The organism is Alteromonas sp. LMIT006 (assembly GCF_024300645.1).
Lineage (GTDB): Bacteria > Pseudomonadota > Gammaproteobacteria > Enterobacterales > Alteromonadaceae > Opacimonas > Opacimonas immobilis.
On sequence record NZ_CP101291.1, the window covers coordinates 407,589 to 421,570 of the forward strand.

Consider the following 13,982-nt stretch of genomic DNA (forward strand, 5'->3'; position numbering starts at 1 on the left):
TTAACCTAATGACGACAAAAAAAATTGCCATCGTACTGATCTCTATACTGTGCAGTTCCAGCGTATTCGCTGCAGATTATTGGCAACGTTACAGCGCCAAAGAAACTGACCAGTTTGGTGTTGAGGCCACTTTTTATGGGCTCGAAACAAACGCAATACGTTCTGTTTTACAAAGCGACATGCACATTACCGTACCTGCTGCAGATGGCACTATGCATACTTATGCGCTTACTCCTAGTCGAGTGTTACCTGAGGCATTGGCGCGTAAATACCCACAATTACAATCTTATGTCGGTGTGAATGTCGAGCATCCACAATTGACAGGACGTTTTGACTGGTCACATCGCGGTATGCACGCCATGTTTGATACTCCTTCGCAGGACCGCACTGAGCAGACGTTGCGTACATTTATCGACCCTGTCAATGCGAGCAAACACCGTGTTTATCAAGTCAGTGACGAAACCCTACACAATTTTAGGCATCAACATAATAAACTTGCCCCAAAAATCATCCGTGAGTTATCAGTCAATCAACCAACGGCGACCAAACAACGACGCCTAGTCCAGGCTCGTACATCGAGTAGTATTATCACTTACCGTCTTGCAATCACTGCCACGGGGGATTATTCGGCATTTATCGGTGCAGAAAACAAAGCAGATGTTATGGCTGAGTTAACGGCAATGACTAATCGGCTCAATGAAGTGTTTTTAGTCGAGGTCGGTGCACGGTTTGAACTTGTCAGTAACAATGACGATGTGGTTTTTCTAGATGCCGAAACCGACCCTTTTAACAATGACTCAGACGATGGTACTCTGAATCGAGATGTTCAAGACAATGCGATTGGTGTGTTGAACTATGATATTGGTCATGTTGTGAATTCTGACGGTGGCGGTTTGGCTGTGCTCAACTCACTATGTAGTCGAGCCTTCAAAGCCGACGGTCTCTCAGGTATCGCAGCTACAGGCAGTAATGATGCGTTTTGGGTGGATATTGTCGCACATGAGCTCGGTCATCAATTTGGCGCAACCCATACTTTTAATAGTGATGCGGGGAGTTGTGATGGGAATGGTTCTGCACAAACTGCTGTGGAGCCGGGTTCCGGCTCAACCATTATGTCGTATGCGGGTTTGTGTAGCGATACCAATGTCAGCACCTTCGTGCATGATAATTTTCACGCTATTTCGTTGGCACAGATGCTAGAGCACCGTCAGATCGTCGATGAAAATCAATTTGGTTTTTATCTCAACAGCTGTGGCACTGTCAGTGTCAGCGGTAACAATCACCCTGAAGTTGACGCGGGTAATGATTATACAATCCCTGCTAATACCTACTTTGAACTCACCGCGACAGCAAGTGATGTCAATCCTGATGATGTCCTCACGTATAGCTGGGAACAAATTGATGCAGCCGGTTTTGGTGGCGCAAGCAGTTCTGAAGAAGATGTACTAACCGACCAAGGTACAGGGCCGCTCATCCGTGCGCGCACGCCAAGTGTTAGCCCGAGTCGCCATATCCCAGATCGCACAGTGCAACGCTCCGGTAACGTCGTGATCGGTGAAGTATTACCGACGACATCAAGAACAATGGACTTCTCCATTACGGTTCGAGATAACCAAGGTGGGGTAGCACGTGATGAAATGACCGTGACAGTGGACAATACCGCTGGGCCTCTTGAAATCACGACCGAACTGTCAGGACAGTTTTTTGAGACCAATCCCATCAGCATAAATTGGAACGTGAATGACACAGACGCTGCGCGTTTTAACTGTGCTACATTGGATGCATTTATCTCTATCAACGGTGGGGTTACCTACGACCAACAAGTTGCCAGTAACCTACCAAACAATGGTTCTGCGAGCATCAATTTACCCATCACCAATGGGCGTCAAAACTTCCAAACTTTAATGCTTAAGTGTTCGGATAATATCTTTTTTGCTTCGCATCGCGGTACGTTTTCGAGTGACATTGAAGGCATTCCATTAACCATTACCGGGCAAAGTATGTTAACCGTGACAGAAGATGCGTCAATTACGTTATCTCTGAGCGATTTTAGCACTAACGAAACGGCATCGACGCTGACGGTTTTATCCGGTACTCACTATACGTTTGATGGCCTCACAGTCACGCCAAGTGCAGATTTTAATGGCAATTTGTCTGTTAACGTACAAGCAAGCGCAGGTGCCAACACCAGTGCATCGTTTGCCGCGCAAGTCACGGTAACGCCAGTCAATGACCCCCCTACAGCAACCTCATCTACGGCCAGTTTTGTCGCCAACACGACAGACAATGTCATTAATTTGAGTGTTAATGATGTGGATGGCGATACGTTGACCATCACCGAAGCCACAACCGATGGTAATGGCACAGTGGTGATTGCTGGAGAGACGTTACAATATACGCCAGAGGCCGACTTTACCGGTTCCGAGACGATCAGCTATACGGTTTCTGATGGCAGCGAATCGGCTAGCGCAACGGTGACCGTTGATGTGACACCTGAGCCGGTTGTGTTAACCGTTTCAGGCTTTACTGAAACAACAACGCAAGAAGATATTCCAGTTCAAATTAGCATCGAAGACTTTACCACGAATATCCAAGCCACGGGCATGGTGATTTTAAGTGGCGCGAACTACACCGTATCAGATAGCACTATTACCCCTTCGGCGAACTTTAATGGCACCCTTGCTGTTAATGTACAGCTCAGTGCTGGAGATGTGTTAGCGGACGTGTTTGTTGCGAATATCACAGTTGACCCAGTCAATGATGCGCCTGTGGTCAATGATGAAACTCGCTCAACCACATCAGGAACGGCCATTAGTATTAATGTGCTCACCAATGATACGGATGTGGATAACGATACCTTGTCCGTCACCAGCATCGATTATTCGGGTACGGGTAGCGCTACATTAGACAATAACATCATCAGTTATACCTCAGCGGCAAGCTTTACTGGGACAGAAACCATTACTTATGTCGTCACAGATGGTACGGAAGACGTTACTGGGACAATTACTATCACGGTTACTGCGCCTCCCGTCTCACCACCATCATCGGGGGGTGGCGGTGGTGGTAGCATGCACTGGCTTCTGCTACTAGGGTTATTTGGCTTAACTCTACAACGCCGCTTCTCAATCATTAAGGATATTAAATGATTTTATATGGTTCTACGACGTCGCCTTATGTGCGACGTCTGCGTCTACTGTTACAAGACGTAGATTACGAGTTTCAAAAGGTTCAGGTTTTTCAAGTGGAATACCGCGAGGATTTTGCCAAGATCAACCCAGTCATGAAAGTACCGGCGCTGGTCGATGGAGACATGACACTATTTGATTCGAATGTTATCGCTGAGTACCTTCATGACAAACTAGATAAACCGTTTTTGTCAATTACTCAAAAAAATGTTTTAGCCACTATCAATGGTGTGCTGGATTCATTAGTCCAAGTGATGATTTTGAGTCGTGAGGGGATATCTGCAGAACAAGCTCCAACGTATGTCGGCTTACAAGAGGAACGTGCTCAGTTGTGTTTTGCTTATTTGGAACACTTACTGGAAGCAGGCGAGTTTAGTGAATGGGAATTTTTATCTATCAGTCTTTACACAACATTAGATTGGATCGCATTTAGACAAATGAGTGATTGGTCGGCCTACCCCAAGTTAAAAGCGTTTTACACACGACATCAAAAGCGTGATGACGTAAAACACACTGATCCTAGGCTGTAAACAAAAAAACCGTGAGCCTCAACCAACTCACGGTTTTCTTTGATACAACAATTTTATTAAAATTGACCGCGAATACCCACTTTAATATTGCGACCCGCAAGCGGCGCTTCGTCTTTTAGGAAAGAAGTATGCACTTGTGCATATTCATCAAAGAGGTTTTTGACTTGGGCGTATAACACTAAGTCGACATTTTGCACATCCATATAGTAATTAAAATTCGCATTAACCAGTGTATAGGCATCTGTCTGCGACTCTTCTGCAGCAACGTTATCTTGTTCAAAGACATGTTGCAATGACAATTGAGCCATATAATCATCAGTTTGATACGTCCCTTTGATTAACGCTCGCTTAGGTGGTGTACGCGGCAAATTACCGTTATCAGAACGCGCACGTACATAATCTAACTGTACTAATGAATGTAGTTCTGGCGTGATTTGGTAGTTTACCTGCGCTTCAAATCCAGACAACGTAGCATCTACTTGGGAGTATTGATAAATAGGCAATTCACCCCCATGCCCATGCTCGTCATATTCACTGTCATGCATTTCATCGAGCTCGTCGAGATCTTCATGCTCACCTTCGTGATGTTCGATCATCACCGAGGTAAAACCAGTGTCATTGAGTGCCAGGTAGTTATCCACACGGTTATAAAAAACGTTAAAGACAAAGCCCAGATCACCGCTGAATTTCCGCCACGTTAAATCAATGTTTTGCGATGTTTCGATATCCATTTCTATATCATGATTTTCAATATCCAAGTGGCCATCGTGAAATTCCACTTCAAATAATGCACCGACTTCATATGTCCGTGTCGCGATATGCGGACCGTTTGCAAAAATCTCTGCTGCAGATGGCGCACGCTGCGCATTAGATAATGCAATGCTGTAGTTGTAACCCGGTGCGTAATCATGGACCAACCCTGCCGAGAAACTAACCGGTGTGAATGACTCAGACAAAGTGCCATCCTCAAGTTCGGCATCGATATCCACCGATTCCACTCGTGCACCAAACTGATATAACAAATTACCTTCGTGATATTCGCCTAGCCAAGCTAAACCCAGCATTGAAGTATCGGTATGAGGGGTAAATGCTTCTTCACCATCAGCGGCAAAATCTTGCGTCTTGTATTGTAAGCTGACCGCATTGCGTGAATGTCCCTTGGGACGTAATTCTAAGTCTACTTTCGCTTCATGGGTTTCATTGTAAAAACCAGTTCCAACTTCACCGTTTTCAATTTCAACGTGTGCATAATCAATATAAGAATACTTTGCGTTAATCGCATTCAGCCAGCCATCATTAAAGGTTAAACGCGATAACACTTGAACGCGGTCTTGTTCCATATCAGCAAACACACTTTCTTCTTCATGGTCGTCATGATCAGCCTCATCATGCTCCTCGTGTTCATCTTCATGACCATGAGCGTGGCCTGGAATACCATATTCTTTATTCAAACGACCAAATGATACCCCAACAAAACCTTTTTCGAGCAGGTAGCTTGCACCAACGGCAAAGCCATCACTCGTATATTGCGAATTTTCAACTTTTCTTTCTGTATGTTCTGCATACTCTTCATGTCCATGTGCTTCGTGGTCATCATCGTGGTTGGCTGCATCCATGTCATGATCATCATGTTCTTCGTGATGCCCACCGTCAGGAATGTCGTACTCATCGGCATCGCGATAAAAGGCATTTGCTGTGAGAACGATGTTACCCAAGGCTTGTTTTACATTGAAGCTTCCTGCGGTTTCTTCATTAACGCTCGCTTGACTTAGGTTAAACTGAAATTCATCGTCTGCATCGGTAGCAATACGTTCATCAACTACATTGACCACTCCGCCAATTGCCCCACTGCCGTAAAATAGCGTAGCAGGACCTCTAAATATCTCTATTTGCTGTGCAGTCGAAGTGTCCGTAGCTATCACATGGTCTGCGCCAATGCGCGATGCATCCCCAGCATCTAGACCATTTTGCGTAATGAGGACTCGCGGTCCAGCCAAACCTCGAATAATTGGACTACTAGCGACACCGGCATAAGCAGTGGAGTGCACCCCAATTTCATCAGCTAACGTATCCCCTAAAGTCGCAGTTTGTGCGTTTCGCAACTCATCTTCAGCCATGACGCTGATAGGCAGTGCCGACTCAACAAGGGAAGCATGCAGCGGCATACCACTGATATCAATGACTTCAATCGAGCTTTGTAATAGCCCAACTTGGATTGGGTTGCTCAAATCTTGCACAAAAACCGTCTGATGAGCATAATTTTGAGCAGCAACATGCAGCTCCACTTGTTGCGATACTTCGGCAGGTAAAACAAACTCACCTTGGGTATTGGTCCGCAATAGAGTATTGCTGCCTTTGATGGTAATTTTGGCGTTAGCAATGGGTTGAGCTGTTTGCGCGTCAGTAATTACACCGGTATTAGATTGAGCTGTAGCAAAGCAAGATGCGATGGCCAGCGATAAAGCAGAAATTTTTTTCATGAACCAAAAGCCCTCTGAATCATTGTTTATTGTGATATTATCACATCACAAAAAATCTTCAATGAAACAGTTGCCTTTTTAATGTTAAACTTTTTTGACTATTCGAGCGGGGTTTCCGACAACTACCACGTTATCGGGTATATTTTTGGTCACAATACTTCCAGCACCAATAGTAACACCATTCCCCACAGTAATCCCTGGTAGAATGATAGCACCCGCACCAATCCAGACATCATTACCGATGTGGATGGGTTCTCCCGATTCGGTGTCGCGCCGTTCAATAGGATCAAGAGGATGCGTTGCACCGGTAATGGTCACGTTGGGCCCACAAAACACATTTTCACCGATATTGACCTCACACACATCTAAAATGGTCAAATTGTGATTAGCATAAAAATTGTTGCCTAAGGTAATGTTGTAGCCGTAATCGACCCAGAAATTCGGTTCAATATGTGCGCGGCCTTTGAGATTGACCAGTTCTGCGAGGATCCCATTGCGTTTTTTATAGTGATTAGGATGACACTGATTAAAGCGATGACATAAGTCTTTAGCGTGTTTACGCTCCTTTAAGATTTCAGGATCCCAACCAATGTAAGGTAAGCCCGCAAGCATCTTTTGTTTTTCAGTGAGCGCTTCACTCATGTCGCCTCTATCCATTAACAGCGTTGATTACGCTAATAATATCATAACCACGTTTTCAGGCTCAGCGTTACGACACTTTTCAATGTCTGCCTCAGACCAACCACAGTTAATGAGCAGATCATGTGCAATTTGTTTTGCCGCTATTGTGGTTTCTGGGTTGTGAATTGTTTTTACCGCCATGACCTGATAATCGTCCATATCGTCCCTCCTGACAAAGTGTAAAAACATTGGAAGAACGAAACGGCGTTCCCATAACGCCATTTATCCATGTTTTACTTGTCATACGAGACTATAGTCTTATTAGATCATGTTTGTATTTATAGTTTTAATATGTTATGGCGTTTGGGAGGTGAATTCAGCGATGTATTGACCGCCGTCTATGGTTGCAACAAATCTGAGTATTTTTTCGCTTCCTGGTTGCGCCAGTTGCTCGGCTAATTCTGTCTTTTGATACCAATAATGCGGACTGTCTTTCATGCCCATACGATATGTTTCTGACATGCCATTCTCGTCTACGACAAATAGCGTCATCGTATCCAATGCGAATGTAGAATTTGCTGTGGTTAAGCCATTTTCTTCATAAATACTGATACGCAAACTATCGACCGCCAAAATACACTCTTTGGTCAAGATATTGCACTGTCCATCTTCGGGTGTCATTTGATAAAAACGGACTTCAGATGCCTTATGCTCTTCCCACATATCTGCTGCGGCAAAACCGAGGATCAACAAAATAGGCGCGATAAAAATCGCCACTTTGGTGTGTTTATCAAGTTTAGAAAACGCTTTAATCATAATGCTGTCTTACAGGTTAAATTGCTTGTGACTGAGACTGTGATAATACCATAAGAGAGTTGATAATACAGGGCGCTATTAGTGGTAGACACAAAAAACCCTCAACCTAAGTTGAGGGTTTTGAAGTCAATCTAATATAGATTAGAAATCATTTCTTAGTGGTCGTGTGCTGCCGCAATCTCACCGTGTGGTGAACGGAAGTTATCAACCATATCAGCGATTTCTTTAGGTGCTGGCGCAGTAGATTTCAATACTAGGAAAGCAACAGCGAAGTTCACGATTGCACCAACCGCACCGAATGCGTTAGGTGAAATACCTAGGAACCAGTTCGCATCTAAGCCGCCTAAGAATGAAGTACCAGGAATAAACATGATGCCTTTGTGTTGGAATACGTAAAGCATTGTTACACCTAGACCTGCACACATACCTGCGATGGCGCCTTTGTCATTCATAGTGCGTGAGAAGATACCCATCATTAGCGCAGGGAAGATAGAGGATGCAGCTAGACCGAAGGCTAGTGCAACCGTACCTGCCGCGAATCCTGGAGGGTTCAGACCTAAGTAACCGGCGAACAGAATCGATACTGTCATAACGATACGTCCCCACATTAGCTCAGACTTCTCGCTCATATCTGGCGTTAAGATACCCTTCATCAAATCGTGTGAAATTGATGATGAGATAGCAAGTAGTAGACCCGCAGCAGTTGATAGTGCCGCAGCTAGACCACCGGCAGCAACCAGTGCGATAACCCAGTTAGGTAAGTTCGCAATTGAAGGGTTAGCTAGTACCATGATGTCACGGTCAACTTTAACCATTTCGTTAGTTGCTTTATCTGCTGTGTATTGGATTTTGCCATCGCCATTCTTATCTTCGAATGCCAATAGACCTGTCCGTTCCCAATCTTTGAACCACTGAGGACGTTGCTCATACTCAAGGTTTTGACCTGGAGCAGGTTCAATCGTGTTCATTAGGTTAAAGCGAGCCATTGCGCCAACAGCAGGAGCTACTGTGTATAGTAACGCGATGAATACTAACGCATAACCTGCAGAAGAACGTGCAGCTTGTACTGAAGGAACCGTAAAGAAGCGCATGATAACGTGAGGTAGACCTGCAGTACCAATCATTAATGAAAGCGTGTATGCAAACATGTTCAATGAGCTACCAAGCGTCGCAGTTGTATATTCTTTAAAGCCAAGGTCAGTGACAACCAAATCAAGCTTATCAAGTAGATAAACACCACTTCCGTCCGCTAACGTAGAACCAAGACCTAATTGTGGAATTGGGTTACCAGTTAACTGGAACGAGATGAAGATAGCTGGAATTGTGTATGCAGTAATCAATACAATGTACTGAGCGATCTGAGTGTAAGTAATCCCTTTCATACCACCTAATACAGCGTATACGAATACAACCGCCATACCAATGTATAGACCTGTATCGTATTCAACTTCTAGGAAGCGAGAGAACGCAACACCAACACCTTTCATCTGACCGATGATGTAAGTAACTGATGCAACAATCAAACATATGATAGTTACGATACGTGCAGTACGTGAGTAGAAACGGTCACCAATGAACTCAGGAACCGTAAACTTACCGTGCTTACGCATATAAGGAGCTAGACACATAGCTAGTAGTACATAACCACCTGTCCAACCCATTAGGAATACAGAACCACCGTAACCTAAGAAGGCAATTAGACCAGCCATCGAAATAAACGATGCAGCTGACATCCAGTCCGCGCCGATTGCCATACCGTTTTGTAATGGAGTAACACCACCACCAGCAGCATAGAAGTCAGCGGTTGATCCCGCACGCGCCCAAATAGCGATTGCGAAATACAAGCCAAACGTGCCGAATACGGCAATGTATGTATAAATCTTTAACTCATCCATTACGAATTCTCCACGTCATATTTTTTATCTAGATCATTCATTTTCTTGCCATACCAGAAGATAAGGGCTAAGAAGGTATAAATTGAACCTTGTTGTGCAAACCAGAAACCTAACTTATAACCACCCAAACGGATTGCATTCAACGGTTCAACTAAAATTAAGCCAAAGCCGAAAGAAACTACAAACCAAATGACCAAGCAGATCTTGATTACGCGAAGGTTCTCTTGCCAGTAAGTGCTTTGATTCTCCACAGAGTTCTCCCAAATCGTCATCTGCGGCCATAGTGACCACATCGACTATTAAGTTAAATTTGATGGACCTGATGTATAAGCTAAACATTTGTTCAACCATGAACATGACATCCATCGCCAGTTAAAAAGTTTATAGATTTGTTAATAATTTGATATAAAACCTTAGTCGCAAGCTTAAGGTTTGTTATCGAAAAGGAGGGAAATGTAATGAATTACATTAGCAGTAAAGTAATCAAAGCCATACCGGAAAAGTTAATAACACATTGATTTATAATGAATTATTTCAAAGATCGCCTATTATACATCAATTTCCGCTATCTCATTCATGTTAAAAATGTTAACACTTAAGGCTTATATACATTTAATATTGCTCAATAAAAGAACAAAATAAAGTGAACATTTGTTAACAATCAATTTGTCATTGATGCAGGATTGGCTCGCTTAGGGAATCTCTAACCACTATTTTGGTTGCAAACATATTGGTAATTTTTTTGCCGATACGTTGTTTATAAACCGTTTGCAATATCCAATCAGCAGCCATTGACCCCATATCTGAAATAGGGTTTTCGACAGACGTTAATGATGGGTAGGTGTAACGTGCAAAAATCAAGTCATCAAATCCGATGACGGATAATTGCTGTGGCATATCAATTCCTGCTCGACGCGCGGCAAATATCACCCCGGTAGCCATATCGTCATTACCGCAAACGATCGCAGTGCAAGGCTTATCTAATGCATGTAAGTACTGAAAACCCGCTTCACCTGAGGAATCATGATAATCCCCACAATATACATAATCGGGATTGAATTCGATGCCAGCCTCTTTGAGTGCACGTTGATGACCACGCAACCTCAAGCGCGCATCCTCTTTGTAGGTAGGGCCACTGATGTAACCAATTTGCTTGTGGCCTTTATCGATAGCCGACTTGGTAGCCAAATACCCACCCTGCTCATTATCAACGATAAAACAACGATCGGCAATTTGAGGTATCTGATGATTGATGACAGCAAATTGAACATTACGCTTGGACAGTTCAATAAGATAGTCATCAGAAATGGAATCGATACACAGTATTAGTGCATCACAACGACAGCTGATCAGAAACTCAATGGCTTCTTTTTCTTTAGCTTCATCACTGTGACCGGCGGTTATAATAACATGCTTGCCAGCATCACGAAGGGTTGCCTCAACAGTGGCGAGCATGTTACTAAAAAAAGGACCATCCAACACCGAGACCAACACCCCCACCCGATTTGATGTGGAGGAAGCTAGTGACTGCGCAATGGAATTAGGCCGATAACCAAGCTCCTGCATGGCCGCTTCGACACGGTCTTTGGTGCGCTGTGCAACTTTAGACTTGCCATTTATCACACGCGAAACGGTTGCAAGTGAAACCCCCGCACGTTCTGCAACTTGATAAATATTAGCCACTACTACCTCAACAACTTACTGCGATAAACCTCGTAAATATAACATATCACGATAAGCATTTGCGCTATTCTTTAGTATGCGTGCTTGGCTTTCATAATCGACGTACACAATACCAAACCGTTTACTGTAACCCAATGCCCATTCAAAATTGTCCATTAAACTCCAGGCAAAGTATCCACGAATATCCACTCCTGCCTCCATGGCATCGGCTAGTGCATTAAGATGGGTTTGAAAATAATCAATACGCTGGTCATCTATTACCTGCCCATCTTCTAAGCGGTCGGCCATTGCCGCGCCATTTTCGGTAATATAAATTGGCGGCAGTGAATATCGTTGATGCAGCCCAACCAACAGATCCGTAAACGCATATGGGGTAATTTCCCACCCCATCTCTGTTTGCGGGTAATCATTGCGCTCAACTTCCTCAAACCATCCATTCTCGGTCGCCTTGAAAACCGCGCGGGTGTAATAATTTAAACCTAAGAAATCAATTTTTTCGCTTATTATGTCCATGTCACCTGACGCAATTTCAGGTTTAATTTCATCGGGTAGACGATTCATTAAAGCCGGGTATTGTGCCGTTAGAACCGGCTCTATGTACCAATTAAATAAATAATCACTCGCTATTTGTGCCGCCTTTTGATCAGCTGGCGAATCGCTATCGGGATAGCTCGGATGTATATTTAATACGATCCCAGCAGGCACTGTTGGAGCATATTCCCGAATTTTTTGCATGGCTAAACCATGTGCCAAAAGTAAATGATGGTTTGCTTGACGTCCGGCTTTTTGGTTTTTGTGTCCTGGTGCATGGATACCCACTTCATAGCCTAGATAACCTGAACAAAACGGCTCATTTAATGTAATATACGCATCCGCTTTATCGCCCAAGCGCTGAACCACATTGGCAACGTAATCGGCAAAAGCATATGCCGTATCACGAGACAACCAACCTCCTTCATTTTCTAAATGTTGGGGTAAGTCCCAATGATACAAGGTGATAAATGCTTGCTTACCATGTTGGTTTAACAGATTAAGAATATTTTCATAGAAATCGATACCGATTTCATTAAGGGTGCCATCGACATTGATCACTCGAGGCCAAGCAATCGAAAAACGGTATGCATCAACGCCCAACTCGATGAGCATCAACACATCTTTTTCCCACAAGGTATAATGATCACACGCAACATCACCGTTGCTACCATCAGATATCGTGCCTTGCAACTCGCAAAAAGTATCCCAGATACAATCTAGCCGAAGCTCTCTTGCGCCTTCAATTTGAAAGCTCGAAGTCGCAACACCAAATATAAAGTCGTTCCCTTGTGCTTGAATTGCTTGGGGCAGTACCAATTTTTTCATTTCGTTTACAATCTTGCTAGTGGATGGGTGCTGTTTTTGTTATTTATTGCACACATTCATTGAATTTATTTTTAGTTCGTGTAACACTTTGCAGATGCTATGAAAGCGCTTACATTTGTTAATGTAATGTTTACAACGAAAAAAATCAAGTCTTAGGAGATAAATATGGCATCTTCAGCGCCAGATGCGTCGGTTACAGCAAGTAGCGGCAATCAAACTTATCGATTCGCATTAATTGCGTTAACGTCACTATTTTTTATGTGGGGATTCATTACCTGTCTGAATGATATATTGATCCCGGCTCTGAAAGGAGCATTTGAATTGAATTTCACTCAGGCTATGCTGATTCAATTTTGTTTCTTTAGTGCTTATTTTTTAGTCTCTTTACCCGCAGGTAAGCTCGTCGGCAAAATCGGCTATCAAAAAGGCATCGTCGTTGGTCTTTCTGTGGCATGTTTAGGGTGTGTATTGTTCTATCCTGCAGCGGCAATGAGTGTCTATGGTATCTTCTTATTCGCTCTGTTCGTATTGGCCTCAGGGATCACCATCTTGCAAGTCTCTGCAAACCCGTATGTAACCGTGTTAGGTCCATCAGAAACGGCATCTTCCCGTTTAACTTTAACGCAAGCATTTAACTCATTTGGTACCACTATCGCGCCTTTCTTTGGTGCGTTTTTAATTTTTGGTGCTGGTGGTGAGCATACTGTCACCGATGCCGCTGCGGTCAAACTACCTTATCTCATCCTTGCTGCTGCTTTGCTTGTTCTTGCGATCATTTTTGCTGTACTCAAACTACCAAAAATCTCAGCTGCTGAAGGAAGTGACTCATCTAATTTAACCGGTTCTGCCTGGCAATATCGTCACTTGGTATTTGGGGCGATCTGTATCTTCTTATACGTGGGTGCGGAAGTAGCGATTGGGTCATTCCTTGTTAACTACATGGCGCAACCAGAGATCGCAGGATTTGATGAAGCAACCGCAGCTAAATACATTGCTTACTATTGGGGTGGCGCAATGGTCGGTCGTTTTATCGGTGCAGCAGTGATGCAGTATGTTGCGGCAGGTAAAGTCCTCGCATTTAATGCGTGTATGGCTATTTTATTAATTATTGTTTCTGTAAACAGTACCGGTATGGTGGCCGTTTGGGCGATTTTAGGTGTGGGGTTATTTAACTCAATCATGTTCCCAACTATTTTTTCATTGGCCTTACAAGGCTTAGGTAAACATACAGCACAAGGTTCTGGCATCTTATGTCTTGCCATTGTGGGTGGCGCAATTGTGCCATTAATGCAGGGGTTCTTAGCAGATACATTTAGCCTACAAATTTCTTTTGTTCTGCCAATGTTGTGCTATGGGTTCATTGTGTATTACGGCTTTAAAGGTCACAAGCCAGTTGGACAAGAGGGATAA

The 13,982-nt window shown here is 43.7% G+C and carries 11 protein-coding genes; 3 read left to right on the forward strand and 8 right to left on the reverse strand.

Annotation, left to right across the window (positions count from 1 at the left end):
* Positions 1-8: 8 nt before the first annotated feature.
* Both NLG07_RS01940 and NLG07_RS01945 read left to right on the forward strand, forming a co-directional pair.
* The gene (locus NLG07_RS01940; RefSeq protein ID WP_254856030.1) at positions 9-3,149 is read left to right on the forward strand and encodes a tandem-95 repeat protein; all 3,141 of its coding nucleotides are present in this window, start codon (positions 9-11) and stop codon (positions 3,147-3,149) included.
* Positions 3,146-3,718 (forward strand): glutathione S-transferase family protein, encoded by a 573-nt coding sequence (locus NLG07_RS01945; protein ID WP_254856031.1) that lies wholly within the window; start codon positions 3,146-3,148, stop codon positions 3,716-3,718. The genes NLG07_RS01940 and NLG07_RS01945 overlap by 4 nt, the downstream gene beginning before the upstream one ends.
* Before the next feature lie 56 nt (positions 3,719-3,774).
* Here the strand turns inward: NLG07_RS01945 and NLG07_RS01950 are convergent, their stop codons facing one another.
* From NLG07_RS01950 to NLG07_RS01985, 8 genes are all read right to left on the reverse strand, one after another.
* Positions 3,775-6,198: a TonB-dependent receptor gene (locus NLG07_RS01950; RefSeq protein WP_254856033.1), complete on the reverse strand. Its 2,424-nt coding sequence runs from the start codon at positions 6,196-6,198 to the stop codon at positions 3,775-3,777.
* A gap of 84 nt (positions 6,199-6,282) precedes the next feature.
* Positions 6,283-6,840, reverse strand: coding sequence for a sugar O-acetyltransferase (locus NLG07_RS01955; RefSeq protein ID WP_254856035.1), 558 nt, complete (start codon positions 6,838-6,840; stop codon positions 6,283-6,285).
* A gap of 27 nt (positions 6,841-6,867) precedes the next feature.
* Entirely contained in the window at positions 6,868-7,038 is a 171-nt protein-coding gene (locus tag NLG07_RS01960; protein ID WP_254856036.1) for a hypothetical protein, read from the reverse strand.
* 135 nt (positions 7,039-7,173) lie between these two features.
* A complete protein-coding gene (locus tag NLG07_RS01965) occupies positions 7,174-7,635 on the reverse strand; it encodes a hypothetical protein (protein ID WP_254856037.1) in 462 nt (153 codons plus the stop codon).
* 155 nt (positions 7,636-7,790) lie between these two features.
* Entirely contained in the window at positions 7,791-9,530 is a 1,740-nt protein-coding gene (locus NLG07_RS01970; RefSeq protein WP_254856038.1) for a sodium:solute symporter family protein, read from the reverse strand.
* The gene (locus NLG07_RS01975; RefSeq protein ID WP_254856039.1) at positions 9,530-9,823 is read right to left on the reverse strand and encodes a DUF4212 domain-containing protein; all 294 of its coding nucleotides are present in this window, start codon (positions 9,821-9,823) and stop codon (positions 9,530-9,532) included. The genes NLG07_RS01970 and NLG07_RS01975 overlap by 1 nt, the downstream gene beginning before the upstream one ends.
* Positions 9,824-10,199: 376 nt before the next feature.
* Complete coding sequence (locus tag NLG07_RS01980) at positions 10,200-11,213, reverse strand: LacI family DNA-binding transcriptional regulator (RefSeq protein WP_254856040.1); 1,014 nt, start codon at positions 11,211-11,213, stop codon at positions 10,200-10,202.
* A 15-nt stretch (positions 11,214-11,228) separates the two neighbouring features.
* Positions 11,229-12,572 carry a GH1 family beta-glucosidase gene (locus tag NLG07_RS01985; RefSeq protein ID WP_254856041.1) on the reverse strand — a complete coding sequence of 448 codons (1,344 nt, stop codon included), beginning with the start codon at positions 12,570-12,572 and terminating at the stop codon, positions 11,229-11,231.
* Positions 12,573-12,737: 165 nt separating this feature from the next.
* On the opposite strand from NLG07_RS01985, the gene NLG07_RS01990 reads away from it, so the two are divergent.
* Positions 12,738-13,982, forward strand: a complete 1,245-nt coding sequence (locus NLG07_RS01990; protein ID WP_254856042.1) for a sugar MFS transporter — start codon at positions 12,738-12,740, stop codon at positions 13,980-13,982.